This is a genomic window from Paenibacillus solanacearum, from assembly GCF_910593845.1.
GTDB classification, from domain to species: Bacteria; Bacillota; Bacilli; order Paenibacillales; family NBRC-103111; genus Paenibacillus_G; species Paenibacillus_G solanacearum.
This window is the reverse complement of the sequence record NZ_CAJVAS010000033.1, coordinates 35,000-55,846: the sequence shown is the minus strand read 5'-3', so window position 1 is coordinate 55,846 and position 20,847 is coordinate 35,000. Positions and strand designations below refer to the sequence as shown.

General features: G+C 55.9%; 22 protein-coding genes and 1 riboswitch. Of the genes, 17 read left to right on the top strand and 5 right to left on the bottom strand.

All coding sequences use genetic code 11. The features are described from left to right. Positions 1 to 46: 46 nt before the first annotated feature. The gene (locus tag KXG62_RS25315) at positions 47 to 478 is read left to right on the top strand and encodes a DUF6526 family protein (protein ID WP_218094810.1); all 432 of its coding nucleotides are present in this window, start codon (positions 47 to 49) and stop codon (positions 476 to 478) included. Positions 479 to 658: 180 nt separating this feature from the next. Here the strand turns inward: KXG62_RS25315 and KXG62_RS25310 are convergent, their stop codons facing one another. Next, positions 659 to 1,240 (bottom strand): NAD(P)H-dependent oxidoreductase, encoded by a 582-nt coding sequence (locus KXG62_RS25310; protein ID WP_218094809.1) that lies wholly within the window; start codon positions 1,238 to 1,240, stop codon positions 659 to 661. Positions 1,241 to 1,417: 177 nt separating this feature from the next. On the opposite strand from KXG62_RS25310, the gene KXG62_RS25305 reads away from it, so the two are divergent. The 8 genes from KXG62_RS25305 (at position 1,418) to KXG62_RS25270 (ending at position 11,224) form a co-directional block, all read left to right on the top strand. Continuing rightward, the gene (locus tag KXG62_RS25305) at positions 1,418 to 2,446 is read left to right on the top strand and encodes an AraC family transcriptional regulator (RefSeq protein WP_246627634.1); all 1,029 of its coding nucleotides are present in this window, start codon (positions 1,418 to 1,420) and stop codon (positions 2,444 to 2,446) included. 107 nt (positions 2,447 to 2,553) lie between these two features. Next, positions 2,554 to 3,987 carry an MDR family MFS transporter gene (locus KXG62_RS25300; protein WP_218094808.1) on the top strand — a complete coding sequence of 478 codons (1,434 nt, stop codon included), beginning with the start codon at positions 2,554 to 2,556 and terminating at the stop codon, positions 3,985 to 3,987. Between the two features lie 196 nt (positions 3,988 to 4,183). Then, positions 4,184 to 5,485 (top strand): phytoene desaturase family protein, encoded by a 1,302-nt coding sequence (locus KXG62_RS25295; RefSeq protein ID WP_218094807.1) that lies wholly within the window; start codon positions 4,184 to 4,186, stop codon positions 5,483 to 5,485. Continuing rightward, a complete protein-coding gene (locus tag KXG62_RS25290) occupies positions 5,463 to 6,326 on the top strand; it encodes an RNA polymerase sigma-70 factor (RefSeq protein ID WP_218094806.1) in 864 nt (287 codons plus the stop codon). Before KXG62_RS25295 ends, KXG62_RS25290 begins: the two co-directional genes overlap by 23 nt. 52 nt (positions 6,327 to 6,378) lie before the next feature. Beyond that, positions 6,379 to 6,440, top strand: a riboswitch (Fluoride riboswitch). 117 nt (positions 6,441 to 6,557) lie between these two features. After that, the gene (locus tag KXG62_RS25285; RefSeq protein ID WP_218094829.1) at positions 6,558 to 7,847 is read left to right on the top strand and encodes a voltage-gated chloride channel family protein; all 1,290 of its coding nucleotides are present in this window, start codon (positions 6,558 to 6,560) and stop codon (positions 7,845 to 7,847) included. 96 nt (positions 7,848 to 7,943) lie between these two features. Further along, the gene (locus tag KXG62_RS25280; RefSeq protein WP_218094805.1) at positions 7,944 to 8,510 is read left to right on the top strand and encodes a DUF1697 domain-containing protein; all 567 of its coding nucleotides are present in this window, start codon (positions 7,944 to 7,946) and stop codon (positions 8,508 to 8,510) included. Between the two features lie 199 nt (positions 8,511 to 8,709). After that, positions 8,710 to 8,949, top strand: a complete 240-nt coding sequence (locus KXG62_RS25275; protein ID WP_218094804.1) for a DUF2798 domain-containing protein — start codon at positions 8,710 to 8,712, stop codon at positions 8,947 to 8,949. Positions 8,950 to 9,160: 211 nt separating this feature from the next. Then, positions 9,161 to 11,224, top strand: coding sequence for a HelD family protein (locus KXG62_RS25270; RefSeq protein WP_218094803.1), 2,064 nt, complete (start codon positions 9,161 to 9,163; stop codon positions 11,222 to 11,224). 61 nt (positions 11,225 to 11,285) lie between these two features. Here KXG62_RS25270 and KXG62_RS25265 read toward each other — a convergent pair whose 3' ends face one another. After that, positions 11,286 to 11,711 (bottom strand): ferritin-like domain-containing protein, encoded by a 426-nt coding sequence (locus KXG62_RS25265; RefSeq protein WP_218094802.1) that lies wholly within the window; start codon positions 11,709 to 11,711, stop codon positions 11,286 to 11,288. Between the two features lie 195 nt (positions 11,712 to 11,906). Here KXG62_RS25265 and KXG62_RS25260 point away from each other — a divergent pair, with 195 nt between their 5' ends. Together KXG62_RS25260 and KXG62_RS25255 are read left to right on the top strand one after the other, a co-directional pair. Next, positions 11,907 to 12,215: a hypothetical protein gene (locus KXG62_RS25260; RefSeq protein ID WP_218094801.1), complete on the top strand. Its 309-nt coding sequence runs from the start codon at positions 11,907 to 11,909 to the stop codon at positions 12,213 to 12,215. Between the two features lie 40 nt (positions 12,216 to 12,255). Beyond that, entirely contained in the window at positions 12,256 to 12,846 is a 591-nt protein-coding gene (locus KXG62_RS25255) for a P-loop nucleotide/nucleoside kinase family protein (protein WP_218094800.1), read from the top strand. On the opposite strand, the gene KXG62_RS25250 is transcribed toward KXG62_RS25255, so the two are convergent. Beyond that, positions 12,836 to 13,738 carry an N-acetylmuramoyl-L-alanine amidase gene (locus KXG62_RS25250; RefSeq protein WP_218094799.1) on the bottom strand — a complete coding sequence of 301 codons (903 nt, stop codon included), beginning with the start codon at positions 13,736 to 13,738 and terminating at the stop codon, positions 12,836 to 12,838. The two genes, KXG62_RS25255 and KXG62_RS25250, sit on opposite strands and share 11 nt — an antisense overlap. Before the next feature lie 288 nt (positions 13,739 to 14,026). On the opposite strand from KXG62_RS25250, the gene KXG62_RS25245 reads away from it, so the two are divergent. The 4 genes from KXG62_RS25245 (at position 14,027) to KXG62_RS25230 (ending at position 17,010) form a co-directional block, all read left to right on the top strand. After that, positions 14,027 to 14,902 (top strand): radical SAM/SPASM domain-containing protein, encoded by an 876-nt coding sequence (locus KXG62_RS25245; protein ID WP_218094798.1) that lies wholly within the window; start codon positions 14,027 to 14,029, stop codon positions 14,900 to 14,902. 241 nt (positions 14,903 to 15,143) lie between these two features. Next, positions 15,144 to 15,770 carry a histidine phosphatase family protein gene (locus KXG62_RS25240; RefSeq protein ID WP_218094797.1) on the top strand — a complete coding sequence of 209 codons (627 nt, stop codon included), beginning with the start codon at positions 15,144 to 15,146 and terminating at the stop codon, positions 15,768 to 15,770. A 57-nt stretch (positions 15,771 to 15,827) separates the two neighbouring features. Next, positions 15,828 to 16,400, top strand: a complete 573-nt coding sequence (locus tag KXG62_RS25235; protein ID WP_218094796.1) for a GNAT family N-acetyltransferase — start codon at positions 15,828 to 15,830, stop codon at positions 16,398 to 16,400. Positions 16,401 to 16,539: 139 nt separating this feature from the next. Further along, positions 16,540 to 17,010 carry an SRPBCC family protein gene (locus tag KXG62_RS25230; protein ID WP_218094795.1) on the top strand — a complete coding sequence of 157 codons (471 nt, stop codon included), beginning with the start codon at positions 16,540 to 16,542 and terminating at the stop codon, positions 17,008 to 17,010. Positions 17,011 to 17,114: 104 nt separating this feature from the next. Here KXG62_RS25230 and KXG62_RS25225 read toward each other — a convergent pair whose 3' ends face one another. Then, positions 17,115 to 17,753, bottom strand: coding sequence for a nitroreductase family protein (locus KXG62_RS25225; protein WP_218094794.1), 639 nt, complete (start codon positions 17,751 to 17,753; stop codon positions 17,115 to 17,117). A 69-nt stretch (positions 17,754 to 17,822) separates the two neighbouring features. Next, positions 17,823 to 18,731: a DMT family transporter gene (locus tag KXG62_RS25220; RefSeq protein WP_218094828.1), complete on the bottom strand. Its 909-nt coding sequence runs from the start codon at positions 18,729 to 18,731 to the stop codon at positions 17,823 to 17,825. Positions 18,732 to 19,089: 358 nt separating this feature from the next. Between KXG62_RS25220 and KXG62_RS25215 the strand changes: the two genes are divergently transcribed. Together KXG62_RS25215 and KXG62_RS25210 are read left to right on the top strand one after the other, a co-directional pair. Further along, the gene (locus KXG62_RS25215; protein ID WP_218094793.1) at positions 19,090 to 19,632 is read left to right on the top strand and encodes a PadR family transcriptional regulator; all 543 of its coding nucleotides are present in this window, start codon (positions 19,090 to 19,092) and stop codon (positions 19,630 to 19,632) included. A gap of 2 nt (positions 19,633 to 19,634) precedes the next feature. Then, entirely contained in the window at positions 19,635 to 20,795 is a 1,161-nt protein-coding gene (locus KXG62_RS25210) for an MFS transporter (RefSeq protein WP_218094792.1), read from the top strand. Positions 20,796 to 20,847 lie beyond the last annotated feature (52 nt).

The window sequence follows — 20,847 nt, the reverse complement described above, 5'->3', positions numbered from 1 at the left end:
TGAGATAGCAGGGAAAAACATTACTTTAATAGTGGGAGGAATTTTCGTGAGCGGTTCGCAAGAGCAGAGCTATCGGAATCATAAAATGTTTTCGCCTTTGTATCATTTTGGAGTGATGCTGATCGCGCCGATCGTATGGATTGCGTCGGTCGTGTACTTGATCAAGGACCGGTTCAGCTATGCGTCCGTTGTGCTATTCGGTCTTTCCGTCTGCGTCGTGCTGCTTGCCGTGCTTGTGCGCACGTATGCGCTCAAGCTTCAAGACCGCATCATTCGGCAGGAAGAGAATTTTCGGCACATGTTCTTAGCGGGCAAGCCGCTGGATGCCAGGCTGACAATGAAGCAGATCATTGCGCTGCGCTTCGCCGAAGACGAAGCCTTTCCGGCGCTTTGCACGAAAGCGGCCGAAACGGGCATGTCGCCCGATGAGATCAAGAAATCCATTACGCGCTGGCGCGCCGATCATTACCGGGTTTGACGGCAGCGCGCTTCCTCGCATGAGCGCACATGATGGAATGCTGGACAGGTCGTGCTCCATTGCTTGGCCCGATTTAAGACTTAACGCCGCAGCGTTCGACGCCGCGGCGTTTGTCATGCGCTGGAGCGGGGTGCGGTGCAGCGTCGTACATAGGCAGCGCCCGGTACATCGCTGAGCTCGTTACGCCAGCTTGGCCCCGAGCCGCTTCACCTGCTCCAGCCATTTGGCGCGCTGCGCATCGGTGGATGGCCGAACGGCGCTAATTTCGGTTATGCGCACCGGCGTAATTCCGCAGAACTGCAATATGTTATGCTTCATCACCCGGTGTCCGGCATGCCTATAAATCCACCGGTTGTACCAGGACGGCGTATCCATCGTCACGATCAAGCGCGCCGTTTTACCGGTCAGCAGCTTATCCCACAACGGGGAATGCTCGCGGTATTTGTAAGCGAAGCTAGGCAAAAAGACGCGGTCGATGAAGCCTTTCAGAATGGCCGGCATCGTGCCCCACCAGGTCGGGTAGACGAAGACGAGATGATCCGCCTGCCGGATGTGCTCCTGTGCCTCCACCAGATCTTGCTCCAGTTCCGTTCGCTGCCGGTAACCGTATTTCAGAATCGGATCAAAGCGGATTCGGCTCAAATCAATGGTGTGCACCTCGGCGCTGCGGTCGGCCGCGCCAGCCCGGTAAGCGTCGGATAACGCGGAGCAGAAGCTGTGCGGATCGGGATGTCCGTTAATAATGACGATCTTCGGTTTCATGTGGATATTCCTCCTTGGAAAAAGCGCGGTCAAGCGGATGATCGCTGATCTTTGCGCTGAATTGCGATATGATGGGTGAGGCGGGAAACGATATATTCAGTGTAAGGGTCTGCCTGTTATAAATGAATGATCGATGACGCAAAAAACATGCGAATTCGCGCAAGGAGGGGTTCCATTTTGAAAGATGCGGGAGTGGCCGCTTCGATGGTATATCCGATCATGAAGACGCTGGTGCGCAAAGGAGTTGACACGGGGGCATTTTGCCGTTACGTCTCGTTCGATGAACGTTTGCTCCAGGACGCGGAAGCGCGCATCCCGGCGGAGGAGCTGGAACGGCTGATGCTGGCGGCCGCCGCATATACGGAAGACGAGCATTTCGGACTGTATCAGGGACAGGTGATGGAGTTCGTCGATCTGGGCATTCTCGGCTATGTCATGATGCATTCGCCCACGATTGCCGATGCGCTGGATGCATACGAACGGTACAACGCCATCGTGTATAGCGGATTCCAGCTGACGCGGGAAGTGCAGGGAGACGACTTGCTGCTCCGGCTGTTCTTGCAGCATTCGCGGCCGATGTCCCGCCATTGCGTAGAAGATATGGCAGCGTCGGTCTATCACTTGATCCTCCGCCTTAGCGACCGGCGCATTGGATTGCGCGGCGTGCAATTCGCTCATGACGCCCCGAGCGATGCGAGCCCGTACGTGCCGGTGTTCGGGCTCGCGCCGCAGTTCGGCTGTGAGGGGAACATCCTGCGCATGAGCGCCGAGGTGCTGGCGTATCCGGTGCTGTATTCGGATGCGAAGCTGCTCCGCCTGTTCGAAAGCATTGCGCAGGAGACGGAGGCGAAGCTGACGCAGTCGGGGTTGTTCTCGCAGCAGATCGTCCGGTGGATCCAGCAGTGCATACCGCTGTATGTCCCTTCGCTGCAGCAGACGGCGGAATCGTTCCGGACGAGTCCGAGAACGCTGCAAAACAAGCTGAAGCTGGAACGTACTTCCTTTAACGATCTGTCCGCCAAAGTACGCATGGAACTGGCCATGAGCTATCTGAAGCGGCAGGAATATTCCGTCGGCGAGATCGCCTATGCGCTGCATTATTCGGAGCCCAGCGCGTTCCAGAGCGCGTTCAAGAAATGGACGGGAATCACGCCCGGGCAGTACCGTGCCCAAGCGAAGCAGGGCCGCTCCGGCGTGAACCGGTAAAGTTTGTTTATAACGATCTCGGGTATTGACTTGAATGGAAGGAACCTTTATGTTGTAACAGATAAATATTTTATATAGAGAGATTTTTCGGAAAAGGAAGTGGAAGTATGAAGCAATACAACACGAAGGCCATTATGGCGTCGCTGCTGATTTGCGGTTTTGTCGGCATGTTCAGCGAGACGGCGCTCAACATTGCGATCAGCAACTTGATGGAGATATTCCAGATTTCCGCGTCGACCGCGCAGTGGCTGACAACGGGATTTCTGCTGACGCTCGGCATTCTGATGCCGATGACCGGATTGCTGCTGCAGTGGTTTACGACGAGGCAGCTGTTTATCGGCTCACTCGCCAGCTCGATCGCAGGTACCCTGATCGCAGCGCTCGCGTTTAATTTCGAGATGCTGATGGTCGCCCGCGTTATGCAGGCGATTGGCATGGGGCTGCTGATCCCGCTCATGTTCAATACGATACTGGTCGTGTATCCGGCGGAGAAGCGCGGAGCCGCGATGGGCTTCGTCGGCCTCGTCATCATGTTTGCGCCGGCAACCGGCCCGACCGTAGCCGGACTGCTGATCGAATATTTGACTTGGCATTATATTTTCTGGCTCTCCTTGCCTTTTCTGGTCATTGGGCTGCTGGTAGGACTCAAATATTTGGAAAATGTCACAGAAGTCACGAAGCCGCGGATCGATCTGTTGTCCGTATTGTTCTCCACAATCGGCTTCGGCGGCGTCGTGTTCGGATTCAGTAAAGCGGGAGAAGGCGGGGGAGGGTGGTCCGGCTCTGTCGTGACCGTGTCCATTGCCATCGGACTGGCGGCGCTCGCGGTGTTCGCGCTGCGGCAAATTTTTATGCGCGAGCCGATGATGAACCTGCGCGTCTTCAAATACCCGATGTTCATCGTCGGGCTTCTGATGGTGCTGTCCTGTATGATGATCATATTGTCGAGCATGATTATTTTACCGATGTACTTGCAAAAGGGTATGAAATTATCTGCGTTCGCCGCAGGACTCATCCTGCTGCCGGGCAGCGCGCTGAACGGGATTTTATCGCCCAAGATGGGCCGTTTGTTTGACAAGTACGGGCCCAAATGGCTCGTTATTCCCGGTCTTATTATTGTCGCGGCGACGCTGTGGTTTTACTCGGGGATTACGCCCGCTTCGTCGGTCGCCTTCATCGTTGCGCTGCATATCGGCTTAATGATCGGCATTTCCATGGTATGGATGCCGGCGCAGACGAACGGCTTGAACCAGCTGCCGCCGGAGCTGTACCCGCACGGCACGGCCGTCATGAACACGCTGCAGCAAGTCGCAGGCGCCATCGGTACCGCGGTGGCCATCAGCATCCTGACGAACGGCATGGAGAAGTATCTTAGCGAATCGCCTTCGCCGAATGAGCAGACGGAACTGGCTAATGCCATGACGTTCGGCTCCCAGCATGTATTTTCATTCGCGATGACCGTGACGGTCATCGGATTGGCCACAGCGTTCTTTATTCGACGCGTCATCGTTCATCGCGCGGCCGTCAATCCGATGCATTAATACGTCATCGCAGCGGACGATAAGGCCATAACCGTCCTCGAAGGCCATAGACTCCTACCGGCATAAGTTTGCTGGTAGGAGTTTGTTTGTTATAAGGGTGCAGCAATAACGCAGCTTCAAACATTTTTTTATGATGTTGTCACAACCGGCTCCTCTTGCCCGTCATACCGGTACAAAACCGAAAGGGATGAGTTGGATGATGAAATACGACGTAGCTGTTGCAGGTGGAGGCATTGCCGGGTTAACCGCAGCGATCTATGCGGCCAAGGCGGGAAAGCGGACGATTGTCATGGAGAAGCGGGAGCGGCTCGGCGGGCGAGCCGTTACCGACAAAATCAACGGAGCCTATTTCAATTTGGGCGGCCATGCCTTGTACTTTGGCGATGCGCAGACGACGTTCCGCGAGTTGGGAGTCCGCTTGCAGGGCAATCAGCCTTCGACGGAGGCGCTCGGCATTTGGAAAGGAAAAGTAAGCACATTTCCCATGGGGATCGGATCACTGCTCGGTACGCCGCTGCTTTCCTTGAAAGGCAAAGTGGAGCTTGCCGGATGGCTTGCCAAATTCGGCAAGCTGGATATGCGCGCATATGACCGGATGAGTCTCCGTGAATGGATGGAGCATAGCGTGCATGATCCTATGGTACGCCATATTTTTTATTCTTTGCTGCGTACGGCAAGCTTTGCGGCCGCGCCGGACTTGCAAGCGGCAGGTCCTGTCCTGCAGCAGCTGAAAAACGCCCTTCAAGGCGTGTTGTATCTCGATCGGGGCTGGGGTACAATGATCGATGAATTGACCCGAATCGCCTTGGAGCATGGCGTTCAAATCGCAACAAGCAGCAAGGTCATTTCGGTCGGGCATCGCGGCGGCGCCGTGCGGCACCTCCTGTGCGAGGACGGAACGCAAGCGGAAGCCAGCCATATTATTCTCGCTATGCCGCCTGCCGCCGCTTATCGGCTTGTGCCACAGGCGGAAGCGACGGCGCTGCATACGTGGAAAGAACAAGCGATTGAAATTACGACGGCTTGTTTGGATGTAGCGCTGCGGCGTCTCCCGAAGCCGAAGCAGCAATTTGCGTACGGCATCGACCAGACCGTGTTTCTTAGCAACCAGTCCCGCGCGGCTTACTTAAGCGACGATGGCGCGCAAGTGATTTCACTGTTGAAGTATCAGGGCACAGACCCGAATCCCCAACAAGATTTGCTTGAGCTGGAACAAACGCTGGATCTCGTTCAGCCGGGCTGGCGGAGCGAGCTCGTAGAGAAGCGGTTCCTCCCCCGAATGACGGTTTGCCATGATTTTATGCATATGAAACGCGTAGAGAGCCCGGGACCGGCCGTTCCTGAAATTGCAGGGCTGTACGTGGCCGGGGAATGGGCGACGCATGGCGAGATGCTGGTCGATGCGGCGACGGCAAGCGCCAAACGAGCCGTGCAGCATATACTCTCGCACAAGGATACCGGGAGGGCACCTAACCATGAGCACAGAGACGCTATATAAAGCTTACAGAACTCCTCTTTTTTCGATGGCTTATCGGATGCTCGGCAGCGTCATGGATGCGGAAGACATCGTACAGGAGGCGTTTATTGCTTATGATCAGCTGCCCGACGCCGCTTCCATTCGCAATGAAAGGGCGTTTTTGTACAAAATCGTAACGAACCGCTGCCTGGATCTGCTGCGCTCATCCGCCAAAAAGCGAGAGCTGTACGTCGGTCCGTGGCTGCCGGAGCCGCTGCTTCCGACGGGCGCCGCAATGGCGGACCCGTCGGACATCTATTTGCAAAAAGAAACGATTTCCACGGCGTACCTGCTGCTGCTGCAGCAGTTGAATGCGGTAGAACGGGCGGTATTTTTGCTGCGGGAAATCTTCCATTATTCGTATGACGAAATCGCCGATATGATCGGAAAGAGCAGCGCCAACTGCCGGCAAATCTTTCATCGCGCCCAGAAGAGCATCCATTTCGATCCGGAGCATGTGCCGCCCGTTTCCGTGGCGGAGCGGCAGATCAAGGAGTTCGTCAACTCCTTGATTCAGGGCAACACAGGCAAGCTGCTCGAGCTGTTAAGCGAAAATGTGGTGTTCTATTCCGACGGCGGCGGCAAAGTCAAAGCGGCTCAAGTGCCGATCACCGGTCTGCAGCGGGTTGCCGCCTTGCTGCAAAATTTGCTTCAAATGTATGCGGGCAAAATGCGGTACACGTTCGAGCTTGTGAACGGGATGCCGGGCATCCGGCTTATGACCGACGACGGGCTGCAATATATATTTTCGTTTGCCTTTCGCCAGCAGCGGATCGAAACGATCTATAGCGTAGCGAATCCCGAGAAACTGCGGCATGTATAAAGCATGCATAGAGCATTGACGGGTCGATTGTTTTTCAATATAATGAAAATCAAGTTCATAAGGCGATGGAGTTCGCCATAACCGCCTGCGAAGGCTAATGACTCCTACCAGCGTATGTTTGCTGGTAGGAGTCTGTTTATTTTCAGACGTATAACAAGAAGGAGAGCGGCGCACGTTATGGAAAATGTGGAAGAGCAGAACGCAAACGACGGGGGAAGGTTTGGGCGGCCGATGGCGCGATGGTATGCACTTATCAAATGGATCATTCTCGGCAGTGGCGTAGGGATGTTGACCGGAACCGCGTCGGCGCTGTTTCTTGTTAGTCTGGACTACGTCACCGGACTTCGAATGGAGCATACCTGGCTGTTGTTCTTACTGCCGGTCGGCGGCGCGATTGTCAGTTATGTGTATGCCGCGTACGGCAAAAATAGCGCAAAGGGCAATAATTTGATTCTGGAGCAAATTCACGGCGGCGGCGAAACGATTCCGCTGCGTATGGCGCCGCTGGTGCTATTCGGGACGCTGATGACGCATCTGTTCGGCGGTTCGGCTGGCCGGGAAGGCACGGCTGTGCAAATGGGAGGCAGCTTGTCCGAATGGCTCGGCAAGCTGCTGCGGGTGAACGCAGCCGATCGGAGGCTGCTGCTGATCTGCGGCATCAGCGGCGGCTTCGGCTCGATCTTCGGCACCCCGTTAGCCGGTACGGTGTTCGGCCTCGAAGTGCTCGCAATCGGCGTGATCAGCCACGAAGCGCTCGTTCCCGCCTTCGTCGCCAGCTTCGTCGGGAACCTGGTCACGACGAAGCTCTGGGGCGTGGCGCATCTTCATTACGACGCCGGCGCCGTTCCCGGACTGACCGCGGCGGTGCTGGGCAAAGTGATGATCGCGTCCGTGCTGTTCGGCCTGGCGAGCGTCGCCTTCAGCGAGCTGACCCATGCCTTGAAGCGCGGGTATGCCCGGGTCTTCGCGAACCCTGTCTTGCGAAGCGCGGCCGGCGGCGTGGTCGTCATCGGTCTTGTTTATGCAGTGGGAACGCGGGATTATTTGGGGCTCGGCATTCCGCTGATTCAGCAATCGTTCGAGCAGGATGTTGCGCCGCTGGCGTTTCTGTGGAAGCTGGTATTCACCTCGCTCACGCTGGGAGCAGGGTTCCAGGGCGGAGAGGTGACGCCTTTATTTGCGATCGGGGCGACGCTCGGCAACGCCTTGTCTTCCATACTGGGACTGTATGGGCCGTTTCTGGCCGCGCTTGGATTTATCGCCGTGTTCTGCGGGGCGACGAATACGCCGATCGCATGCTTCCTTATGGGGATCGAGTTGTTCGGCTCAGGCGGCGCGATTTATATGTTTATGGCGTGCCTCGTCAGCTACGTCGTCTCCGGACATACGGGCATCTATACGTCGCAGCTTATCGGTACGCCGAAGTACAGTGGCGCTCCTGCCTTGAAGGGCTCGACGCTGGCGGCGCTCAAGCAGTTGAAGGCAGCCCGGGGCAATCCGGAGAAAGCACGGCATAAGTAAGGCGGAGGGCTGTCGTCTTTTTACAATACGGCCCCTGAAGTTTGTGGTATTCTGGGGCTTAACGAACGTGAAAACGGGAAAGCGAGGAATTTGCCCATGACCATCCATATTGCATTGCTGCGCGGGATCAATGTAGGCGGCCACAACAAGATCAAGATGGCGGAGCTGCGGGAAGCGCTGGGAAGCCTGGGTCTTGCCCGGGTGCAGACCTACATTCAGAGCGGCAACATCTTGTTCGAATCGGACGAGACGGAGGAGACGCTGCGTGAGCGGATCGAGCAGGAAATCGACAGGACGTTCGGGATTTCGCTCCATGTGATTTTGCGGACGGCAGCGGAAATGAGAGGAATCATGGAGAAGCTTCCTTTCACGGCGGCGCAAATCAGCGAAGCGCAGGCGTCGGCGGAGGGCGAGTGCCTGCATGTCTCCATGCTCGGGCGCGAGCCGGTTACAGAGCGGGTGGACAAGCTGAAGGCGTTTGACTTCCAGAATGACCAGTACCGGATCGAGGGCAGGGACGTCTATCTGTTGTTCGGCAGCAGCATCCGCAACTCGAAGCTGGCAGTCCAAGTGGAGAAGCTCGGTGTCGCGACGACGACGCGCAATTGGAAAACGATCAGCAAGCTGGTCGAATTGGCCGATCACATGGAGCCTAAGGCCTAGCGGAGCACGGGATCGATAGGGACTGCAACGAATGACGGAACATGCCGCACGCCGGCGTGTTTTATTTTTGTACATATTTTACAAAATTCGACATTTTTCTTGACAGATTTCGGCATTCGGCAGTAAGCTATTACCGTTAAAGAAAAGTAAACAGGGCCATCGGCGTTCTGCGATTACATCAAAAACGAGGTGATGACAGTTGAAACTGCATAAGAAATACGAGCATCTTACGTTTACATTTTTAATGGCGCTGGGGATGTCATGCATTATTTCATTTTTTGCGATGCTGATTAATGCGGGAATTCATTCCTTTTATATACAGAGATGGCTTTCGTCCTGGGGAATCGCCTTCCTGATCGCTTTTCCGACTGCATACTTTTTGCCGCGTTATATCCGAAAGATCATGTCCGTCATTACGTTTGTAGAAGAGAGCCGATAAGAGGGCTGCCGCATTCGCGAAGCACAAAAGCCGCTATACAGCAGGAATTCCTGTGTATGGCGGCTTTTTTATTGTGTTATTGGAAAATAATGTATATTTTATTTTGGACCCACGATTAAAATATAATACTACAACGGAAAGTATAAGTCTATACTTTTTTGCGGATTCCTCTATACTTATCCCTATTCTTGCGAGGAAAAGAGGGATCTGCATGACCATTCATTCAACGGAAGCGGAAGAACGAGCCTACGTGAAGGAGGTCGCAGCCAAGCTTCACGATGCGCTGCGAACGATCGAGAACCAAATCGATGCGACCCGGGTTGAAGTGATCGAAGCCAAGACGTACGTTTGGGCGAACAGGGCCGGGCTCGATCCGGCGGAACGGGCAGCCAACCGGGTCGATATCTCGCTTGCGATCGATCAAGGCGAACGAGCGGTAGAGCGGCATCGGAGGCTGCAGAAGCTCATCCGGTCCCCGTATTTTGGAAGGGTGGACTTTATGACCGCTGGCGGCACGGAAGCGGATGCCTATTATATCGGCGTGCATTCGTTCGGCGAGGAGGACAGCCGGCGCAATGTGATCTATGACTGGCGCTCGCCGGTCGCGAGCCTTTTTTACGACTACCACGCGGGCCGGGCCGCTTATGACGCGCCGGAAGGCGTAGTGGAAGGCGAGATCCGCTTGAAACGGCAGTATAAGATTATAGACGGCGAATTGGAATATATGATCGAAAGCGCGATGCACATTAACGACGAGGTGCTGCAAAAGGAGCTCAGCCGCGTCTCGGACGAGAAGATGAGGAATATCGTAGCGACGATCCAGAAGGAACAAAACATGATTATCCGCAACGAGCATTCCCGCGAGCTGATTATTCAGGGGGTGGCCGGTTCGGGGAAAACGTCGGTCGCGCTGCACCGGGTTGCCTTCCTGCTGTATCGGTACAAAGGGACGATCAGCTCGCAAAACATTCTCATCATCTCCCCGAACAAAGTGTTTTCCGACTATATCTCAAGCGTCCTTCCCGAGCTGGGGGAAGAGAAGATCCTGGAGACCGGCTTTGATGAATTGGCGGCCGGCGAGCTCGACGGCATATGCAGGTTCCAGACGTTCGCAGAGCAGGTGTCCCGGCTCACCGTATCCGCCGACGAAGCTTTGATTGATCGCATCCGTTTCAAAGCCGGCCTGTCCTTCGTTCACTCGATCGAACAGTTTGCGCGGCATTGCGCGGAAGCGTATTTCGTCCCGGTTGATGTATCGTTTCCTTCCGTAACGATTGCCAAGGAAGACATTGTGAGCGCCTACGTTGCGGCGGGCAGCCTGCCCGTCAAGCCGAGGCTGGAGAAGACAGCGTTGATCGTCGCCGGAGCGGCCAGAGACGAGGACGGAAATAAATTAAAGCCGGCGGCGGCCGGCAAAGTCAGAAACGCGATCAAGAAGATGTTCAAGACGCTGAACCTGCTTTCGCTCTATAAAGATTTGTACACATATATCGGCCAGCCGGAACAGTTCAAGCTGCTCGGGCCGAAGACGCTGGAATATGGCGACGTGTTTCCGGCGATCTACTTGAAAATGCTGCTGGAAGGCGTGCAGGGCTTTGATTCGATCAAGCATGTGGTGGTGGACGAAATGCAGGATTACACCGCCGTGCAATACGCCGTCATCGCCCGCCTGTTCCCGTGCAAAAAGACGATTCTCGGGGACGCCAACCAATCCGTCAACCCTTACTCGTCCTCATCGCTCGCCGAGATCCGGCAGGTGTTTCCCGAAGCCGATACCGTCGAATTGGTCAAGAGCTACCGCTCGACGTTCGAAATTATCGAGTTTGCGCGGCAAATCCATCCGAACAGCCGGATGATTCCGGTAGAGCGGCATGGCGACAGCCCCCGAATCATTGCGTCCGGCAATGCGCAAGGGCAGCTGGCGGCGATCGGAACGGCGATCGGTCAATTTCTGCAGTCGGAGCACCGGTCGCTGCTCCTTGTGTGCAAAACGCAGGATCAGGCGGAGCGGCTGTTTCGGGAGCTGAAGGATCAGCACGACGGCCTTTGCTTGCTCGATTTCAACAGCGAGAAATTCCGCGAGGGCATCCTTATCGCTTCCGCGCATATGGCGAAGGGATTGGAGTTCGACCAGGTCGTCGTGCCTTATTGCGATGCGGGCAATTATGCGACAGAGCTGGACCGAAGCCTGCTCTATATCGCCTGCACCCGGGCGATGCACAAGCTGGCGCTGACGTATGACGGGGAAGCTTCGCCCCTGCTGCCGGCAACCTGAAGGCGGAAGGGGCGAGTATACGCCAGCGCAGCCGATGCGGCATCATTACGTGGGCAATCGCTTAATGCTGCGTAAGAAAGGACAGGAACCATACGGCGTGATTTTGTTCATCCGCCGCAGCGCGCCGGAATGCTTCCTTGATGTAAGGGTCTCTCGCCGAATCCGAAATCTCCAGATAAAAATCGACGGTTTCCTGTTCGTCCTTGAATGCGCTTTGTACGGCTTCCCGGTAAGTATCGGGACATTTCTCCGTCATCTGCGGCTTCGGATGGTTGCCGGTTAATGTGACATAGAGGTGCGAGAACGTATGGAAATGCCGAATTTCGTCTTTACGTATTTCAAGAATCCGATCGCGCTGCTTTTCGTCCGGAGCGAGCTTTGCCATATGCTCATAACACAGGATAGCGGTATACTCGCCGTCAATCGCTTTTTCGATTTGCCGAATCAACTGCCCGTCGTACGAAGGACGGGTGTAATCATAATACATGCGGAATACTCCTCTCAGCGGTTATTGCTGATGTCAGCCTATGCGGTTGGCTGGGCATATGCACATTGTCCCGGAGAAGATCGGACGCCTTTACGCGAAAGGCTGCAGTCGTTACAATCGTAATGAGGCGAAACGCCAAGCTTGGCGGAACGAATCCAAACATTATGAATGGGTTGTGGGAGGCATACGATCGCAATGAGTCAACGCTATCGGATTTCAAGAGCATTTCGGGAAGAGGAAGGCGCGAGCGCATCCATCACGCTGGATGAATGCAAGCAATATTTTGAAACCAAGCCCGACTTTACGTATACGAGCGTATATACGATCGAAGGCGCTACCCGCGTCTCCATCGAGGGCGATTTCTTCATGTGGCGCTGCGGCGAAGCGAGCATCCCGTTCCGGCATTATCAGGGAGATCTGTACGTATCGGGTACGAACGAAGCGGTCATCCCGAAGATGCTGGAGATTGCCTCCGAACTGGGAGCAGATGTGGCGGAAGGGTAAGGGGAAGGACGTACAATTCAATTAGGATGGGGATGTTGACATGCGGAAGCTTGTTTTTTTCCTGGGAGCAGCCGGCGCGGGGAAGACGACGCTGGCCAAAGCGCTGGCGAAGAAGCGCCGGGCGGCTTTCTTTGATATGGATACGTTGTCGCGGCCTGCGGCGGAGGCGATCATGTCGTTTTCGGGTCTGGATCCGAACGATCGCGATTCGCCGGTGTACAAGACGCGCTGCCGCGACTTGGGCTACCGTCTGACGATGGATGCCGCTCTGGAGAACCTGGAGCTGGGGATGGACGCCTATGTCGTCGGGCCGTTCACGAAGGAGACGGACGACCCGGCATGGCTGGAGCAGGAGCTGGCGCGAATCGGCGCTTCGCTAGGCGACGTGGACGTCAAGGCGGCCTGCGTCTATCTTCCGGATGCGGAGCATTACCGCGAGCGGATTCAGGTCAGGCGTTCGCCGATTGACGCGTGGAAGCTGGACAACTGGGATGAATTCAGCCGCACGCTGGCGCGGCGTGAACTGAAATGGCCGCTTCCCGAAGCATCGATATTGTATTTCGATAATGCCGGGCCGCTTACGGAGGAGAAAATATCGCGGATCGACCGGTTCGTGTATCCTACTTCGTAAAATAGTCTTTCAAGCCGGCGGCGATGGCAGCCGCCGCTTGCTTCTGGTAATCGGCCGTACGGACGATCACCTCGTCCTTCGGATTCGACAGGAAGCCGAGCTCCACGAGCGCGGCCGGCTTCTCATTTTCCCGCAGCACATGATAGTCGCCGTACGAGATGCCGTTGCTCTTCAGCTTCAGCGACTTGTTCAGCTGGGCTTCGATGGTTCTCGCGAGCGGCTCGTCCTTCGATTTCGAATAATAGAACGTCAGCGTTCCGTTCACCGGCTTCGGAGACGCATTGTAATGAATGCTGATGAAGGCGTCGGCCCGTTTGTTCTTGCTGACTTCCGCTCTTTCCGATAGCGCGGGGTTGTCCTTATCGCTGGTGCGGGTCAGGATGACTTGCGCTCCGGCTTGCCGAAGCAGGTCGGATAAGTAGCGGGCCGTATTCAAATTCAGCGTCTTCTCGCTGGATTTATATTTGGTGCCGATGACGCCGTGATCGATGCCTCCGTGTCCGGGATCGATGACGATGAGTTTTCCCTTCAGCCCTGAGGAGCTTTTCGCTTGGGAAATCGTCGCTGTCTTCGGACGCTTGTCCGTTTCGGCGGCGGCGCTCACTTTCTGCAGGTAATAACCCGCGACCCAGCCGGAGACGCGGCCGGAGCTGATTTTGATCCATCCGTACGATTCTTGGGAGTAAGATACCAAGGTGTCTCGCGCCAAAGTCCCGACGATCTTCGACTTTTGATCCGGTTCGCTGCGTACGTTCAGCAGGGAAGCGAGTACTGTCGCTTTATTCGCGTCCGAGGCTTGCGCAATCGCTTGATGGAACCAGGCTGTGTTGAACATCATCATGATGCTGATCAGGCATGTAATCACGAGTGCTTTGAACTTTATTCGAATCATAAGCCCTCCTCTTCCGAACGGTGTCAATTAATGTATAAATATAGCAGAAACGGGCTGGCACTTAAAGGGCAATATTGCTTATTTTTCCCACGACGGCCCGGCAAGATGCATGCCTCCGCTGCACGGACGAGGGTGAGGCGCGGCGCTGCGGCCGGACGCTTGCTAGAGCGGTTCCGGTTTTTTTGCAAAATGCACCGTTTCTTGTAGCGGTCCCCCATGTTATGATGAAAAGGCATGCGCAAGCATCGAACTTATAAATACGAATCATCTGGAACGGGGATAATCGCTTTGAAAACATTTAAGAAGGTATATATAGAAATTACGAGCATTTGCAATCTTGCCTGCAGCTTTTGCCCGCCCACGGAGCGCAAGGCCAATTTCATTACAACGGAGGATTTCTCGAAACGGCTGGACGAGATCAAGCCGCATACCGATTATATTTATCTTCACGTGAAGGGAGAGCCGCTGCTTCATCCCCGAATCGACGAGCTGCTCGATCTCAGCCATGAGAAAGGGTTCAAGGTCAATATTACGACCAACGGGACGCTGATCGCGAAAAACCGGCATAAATTGCTTGGCAAGCCGGCGCTGCGGCAGATGAATTTCTCGCTGCACAGCTTTGACGGGCATGAGGGCTCGACTAACCGGGAAATGTATTTACGGGAAATTCTTTCGTTCGTGCGGGAAGGGGCGGAGCATAAGATCATCTTCTCGTTCCGTCTGTGGAATTTGACCCAGGACAATATGACCAACTTGCAGCGGAAGCGGAACCGCCAAACGCTTGAAGTGATCGAGAAGGAATTCGGTCTCGATTACAAGATCGAAGAGAAGGTCGTGCCGGGCGAGGGCTTAAAAGTCGCCGACCGCGTCTACTTGAATCAGGACTATGAATTCCAGTGGCCCAGCTTGACGGCTCCCGAAGATGACGGCAAAGGCTTCTGCCATGCGCTTCGCACGCAGGCTGCCATTCTCGTGGACGGGACGGTCGTGCCGTGCTGCCTGGATGGGGAAGGCGTCATCCGGCTGGGCAATCTTCATCAGGCCTCCTTCTCCGATATTGTAGAGGGAGAGCGGGCGAATGCGCTCGTAGACGGCTTTTCCCGCAGGGAGGCTGTCGAGTCGTTATGCCGCAGATGCGGGTACCGCCAAAGGTTCGGGACATAGCTGCCTCGGACAAGAGGGCACTATAGGAATAAGCGATTGGGCTGCCGGGATTGAGACGGCGGCTTTTTGGCGTTGTGCGCAGGAGTGCGAATCCATGAAAATAGGAAAATCGCCCTCTGCGAGTTTCACTTTATCGACGGCCGGTAATCCGTATCATTAGAACCGTAACGGGATCAACTTGGACCGGGTTACCCGAATCCATATCAACGAACGATATCTATTCATAGGAGAAGAGGCTGCGATGAAAACGTATGTGTATATGATCCGCCACGGTGAATCGCCGAAGGCAGAAGGCACGGAGCGAACAAGAGGACTGACGGACCGGGGGCACGCCGATGCGGCGCGATTGACCGATGCGCTGGCGGAGGAGGGAATCGACGTATTCGTCTCCAGTCCGTACCGGCGGGCTGCATTGACGATGGAGCCGTTGGCCCGGAGAGCGGGGCAGCCGATTACGATTATTGAAGATTTGAAGGAACGTATCTTTACGCAGGAAGACGTCCGTATGCCCGATGAGGAGCTGATGCCGATGCTGGAGAAGTCGTTCTCCGATCCGAGCTATGCTTTGCCGGGCGGGGAATCGAACAGCGACTGCCAGAAGCGGGCGGTGGCCGTCCTGAACCAGCTGCTCGCGGCGCATCCAGGGCGCGCCATTGCGATCGGCACGCACGGCGCCGTCATGACCTTGATGATGGGGCATTATGACAAGCGGTTCGGCTTGGAATTTTTGCTTGGCACGACGAAGCCGGATGTGTACAGGATGGAATTTGACGGCTTGCGCTACGTTAGGACAAGGCGGCTGTGGGATCGCGTTCAAGCGGCGGGCCAAGGGACGCCGGAGCGGGAGGCGGCGCTAGAGTCGGAGTAATCTGTGCCGCGGGATGTTATACTGAAAGGAAGACGATTCCGAAAGGGTGGGACAGCTGTGGATGCTTTGGACCAGGCGACGTATCACGTGACGGATACGTGGGATGAAGCCCGCTGGGACGCTGCGGAGCCAATATACGAGCAGTCGTTCCCCGGTGACGGCAAAAAAAACCGCGGCATCATTCGCCGCATGTTTGAACGAGGAATGTGCCAGCTTCACACCATCGCGCAAGGACAGGAAACGGTCGGTATGGCGCTTACCGGATTCGACCGGGAAGCGGATGCCCTGATCATCGATTACTTGGCGGTTCGTCAAACGATGCGCGGCAGCGGCTATGGCGGATACATGCTCGATCGCATCAAGCAGTGGTCGCGCCTCACAGACGCGCAGTGCAGGGGAATCATCGTTGAAGTGGAGTCCGACCAGATAGAGGCGAACCGCCGGCGCATCCGCTTCTGGGAGGCGAACGGCTTCCATCTCACTGACTATATCCATCAGTACATCTGGGTGCCGGAGCCTTATCAGGCGATGTATTGCAACTTCGACGAGACAAGCCCGCTGCCGAAGGACGGAGAGACGCTGTTTCGCAGCATTACGCGATTCCATGAGCGAGCGTACCGCCGCAAGTAAATGCGCTATTGAGATTTCGACGCTTGCACTTGACGTAACGTCATGTTTTATAATTTAGCTGCACGGCAGGAATGCTGGACGAGCTGGTTGTCATTTGGAGAGCGTTTAACCTACTTTACCATGCATAGGAGGAACAGGAATGACGGAACAACATGCGGCAAATCGCGAAATCAGCGCAGCGGAAGATTGTGAATTTGTAAACACGCGGGTGATCAATGCTTCTCCCGCTCTAGTTTACGAAGCCTGGACAAAACCCGAGCATTTGGCGCAGTGGTGGGGTCCGAACGGGTTTACGAATACGTTTCACACATTTGATTTACGGCCGGGAGGGAAATGGGAGTTTGTGATGCACGGACCGAACGGAGTCGATTATCCCAACAAAAGCGAATTTGTCGAAATCGGGCCTGAACGGATCGTGCTGCGGCATCTTGGCGCACCTTATTTTCAGCTCACGGCAATCTTCGAGGATCTTGGCGGCCAGACCAGACTGACTTGGCGCCAGCTGTTCGAAAACGCAAGGGAATATAGCGCCATCAAGCATATCGCCGCTCCGGCCAACGAGCAAAATCTCGACCGGCTCGAAGCGCAGTTGCAGAAGATGTCCGTCTGAGAACCGGAGCAATAAAAAGCGAATACGTTCAATAAACCAGCGGCTGCCCACGACCTTAAATTTTGTGGTCTGCCGCTGGTTTTATATTGGAATCAGTCTAGCGCTTAGTCCCCAAATTGATTCCAGACGACGGTACGGCTTACCGGGAAACGTCCGGATGGGCGGGCCGGAGCGGCCGCCTTGCCGATTGCGACGAGCAGAACCGGTATGTACTGTTCCGGAACATGGAACGTCTCGACGAATCGGGCGGCATCATACCCGCCCATCGGGCAAGAGTCGAGCCCTTTCGCTTTTGCCGCGAGCATGAGCTGCATAGCGGCAAATGAAGCATTGCGGATCGCTTCATCGCGCGGCACGGTCGGGATGTTGGCATAGGCGTAGTCAATCTGTTCGATCAGGCCCGTCTTGATCTTTTCCGGCATCAGACCGGCTTGCACAGCGGGGCCGTAGATCGCTTCCGCATTCCGGTTCGCCTGCAAATTGCCGAGCACGGCAACGACGACGGAGGCGTCGACGACTTGCTGCTGCCCGTACGCGATAGGCAGCAGATTTTGCTTGGCTGCCGGATCGGTGATGGCGAGGAACGTCCAATGCTGCAGGTTCCATGCCGACGGCGCGCTGCCGGCAATGTCCAGAAGCTCCAGAATCTCTTGCTCGCTTAATGTAAACGCGGGGTCGTACTGCTTGACGGCATGACGTTCCCGGACCACTTCGAAAAAATCGGCTTTTAGGGTGGATGACATAGAAATGATTCAGCTCCTTAAGCTTGGGTTGACTTGCTGATTGTTATTGTTTCCTGCCGCACGAACCCTTTATCCAGTCGGCGTGGCGGCGCGCGGCTTCGCTTTGTTTCGGCGGGAGCGCATATTCGCCCCGGTCACGCCGGCAAGAATGAGCGCCGATCCGATCGCATGGTACCATGTGATGTTCTCGCCGAGAATCAAGGCTCCCGCCGCGAGGGAGACGACGACGGACAAATTGGAGAAGACGCTCATCCGGGAAGCCTCCATCTTCGACAAGGCGTAATTCGCCGTCAGGGCGGTCACAAGCGAGGACAATATCCCGAGATAGCCGATTGAGACGAGGAAGCCGCCTGACGCAAGAGGGGCGACGAACGAGCCAAGCGTCCCCGCGGCGGCGTGACCGGCAAGCGCTACGGCGCTAAACGCAGCGAAGCCGACGCCGAGCGTCAAGTATGTAATTTCCGCCGGGCTGAACGTTCGAAGCAACGAGCGGGCCAGCACACTATAACCGGCGAATGCAAGGCCCGACAAGAACAGCAGCAATATCCCCGTTACGTTCGACCAGTCGATGCCGCTTCCTTTCATCGTAAAAATGAACACCACACCGAACACCGACAAGAAAATGGACAGCTTCTGCCGCAAGGTGGTCGCTTCTTTCAAAAAAACGGAGGCGAGCAGCAGGGTAAGCACCGGAGTGAACGCATACAGGATGCCTCCCTCGGAAGAGGAGGCGTGCTTCAGCCCGTACGTCTGGAACGTAAAGAACCCGAGCGGATAGGCGGCGGCCAGCAGCAGCGCTTGGCCTGTCGGCTTACCGCGATATTGCAGCTTCACCTGGCCGAGCAAGACCGGGATCGACATGACGGCGAACGATAGGGCGAACCGGAATGCCAACGTATCGATCGGACTCGCATGTTCCAGCGCCATCTTCGTAAACAAGAACGATAGGCCGATAATCGAAGCGTTCACGACAACCATGGCATAAGCAAGCTTCTTTTCTTGAGGCAATAGCAATTGAATCAGTCCTCCTTTCCAATGGACACCGGAATTGCGCTGGCGCAGGCAATCGGCGATCCGGTAACGCCATCGTATGACGAAACGCAGGTTCGAACAATACAGGATTACGGCAACTGTATCGATACAGTTAGGTTGAGCAGTTATATATGCAGGAAAGAAAGGGAGAGGGAGTCATCCGTTTATTGCTCATCGCTACGCGGGGCATCTTTCTGGAGCATCATCTCAAGAGGTTCTTTGTTTGTTGACACATATGTCGGATCGACATATAATTCATGTATCGGCAACATATATCGATTCGACATATATGAGGAGGTATGAGATGTACGAATTGTTTGTGCTGGGCGAGCTGATGACGGGGGAGAAGCATGGCTATATGCTGCAGGAAATACTGAAGAACGCTGCCGGACCCGGTCGGCAGATCAGCTCGGGAACGCTGTACCCGCTGCTGTCCCGTCTTGTAGACAGCGGACTCATTCTGCTTCGGCACGAGGAGGAGTCGGAAGGAGGGAGACTGCGGAAGGTATATGCGCTGACAGAGGCCGGCCGCGCCCGGTTTCACGAGCTGATGGTGGAACCGATCGAATCCCATGCGGACAGCGAGCGTCTCGTAAATTTCAAGATGGTTTATTTCCAGTATGTGACCAAGGACGTTCGGCTTGCTTGTCTGAAGCAGTATTTGGCCCATCTTCAGGCGATACGAACCTATGTGAAAAACTTCGAAGCCCAGCTGCTGAAGCATCGGCCGGAGCCCGCCATGCAGCGCGTCCAGCTGCTGCGCGTCTTTGACCACCGGCTGCATGTAGGCGAAGCGGATATCTCGTGGGTGACGCAGGAAATCAAGCGAATCGAAGGGGAGGAATAACGATGGAGCGGTTATGGACCCGGCCGTTTATTCAGATGACCGTCGCGATGCTGTTCTTGTTTACCGCTTTATATTTGCTGCTGCCGACGATGCCGCTGTACATTAAGCAGCTTGGAGGAAGCGAGTCGCAGGTCGGGCTGGCGGCGGGGGCATTCACGCTGGCCGCCGTCGTGTTCCGGCCGATCGTCGGCGGGCTGCTCGACCGGTACGGCAGGCGGCCGTTTATGATATGGGGGCTGCTCGTCTTTGCGCTGTCGATGTATGCGTACGACTGGATCGCCGGCATTGCGGCGCTCCTGGCTTTGCGGGTACTGCACGGCGTTAGCTGGGCGTTCTCCACCACCGCGGTCGGCACAACGATCACGGATATTATCCCGGCCAGCCGCCGCGGGGAAGGAATGGGCTGGTTCGGCATGGCGATGACCGGGGCGATGGCGATCGGCCCGGTGCTCGGGATCTGGCTGATGAACAACCATTCCTCCCGCGTATTGTTTTTCGCCGCCGCGGCAAGCACCGCCATCGCGCTGCTTGTGGCGTATGCAACAAAAATCCCGTTCCAGCCGAAAGCGGGAGCGGGACGCATCGCCTTATTCGAGAAATCGGTGCTGCCCGTATCGGCTGCAACGTTCTTCCTGGCCGTCGTATACGGCGGGATTACGGCGTTCGTGCCGCTGTTCTCCGAGTCGATCCAGGTGAATCCGGGTACGTTCTTCCTCGTCTATGCACTCGCCCTTACCGCGATCCGGCCCGTCGCCGGCAAGCTGGCCGACCGGAAGGGAGCGGCCTACGTCATCGTGCCTTCACTGATCGTCACGGGCTTGGCGCTGCTCACGTTAAGCGCTGCCGCAGGTCTGGTCGGCATCATTCTGGCCGCCGTATTGTACGGCATCGGATTCGGCTCAGCCCAGCCGGCGCTGCAAGCGGCCAATTTGCGGCTGGCCGATCCGGACAAACGAGGGGCGGCGACGGCCACCTACATGACCGCCTTCGATCTTGGCATCGGCCTCGGGTCCATCGTGCTCGGGTGGGTATCCCAATACGCCGGTTACCCGTTCCTGTTTGCAATAAGCAGCATTTCCGTCGTCATTTCGCTGATCTTGTTCCTTCTGTTCGTCAGACGGCCGTTGACCGCCTCTCAGCCGCGGCACAGCGCCGCGGGGTAAAGGGATGACCGCAGTACATTTCACTGGAATGCCACAAGGAGTCCGCTGTACT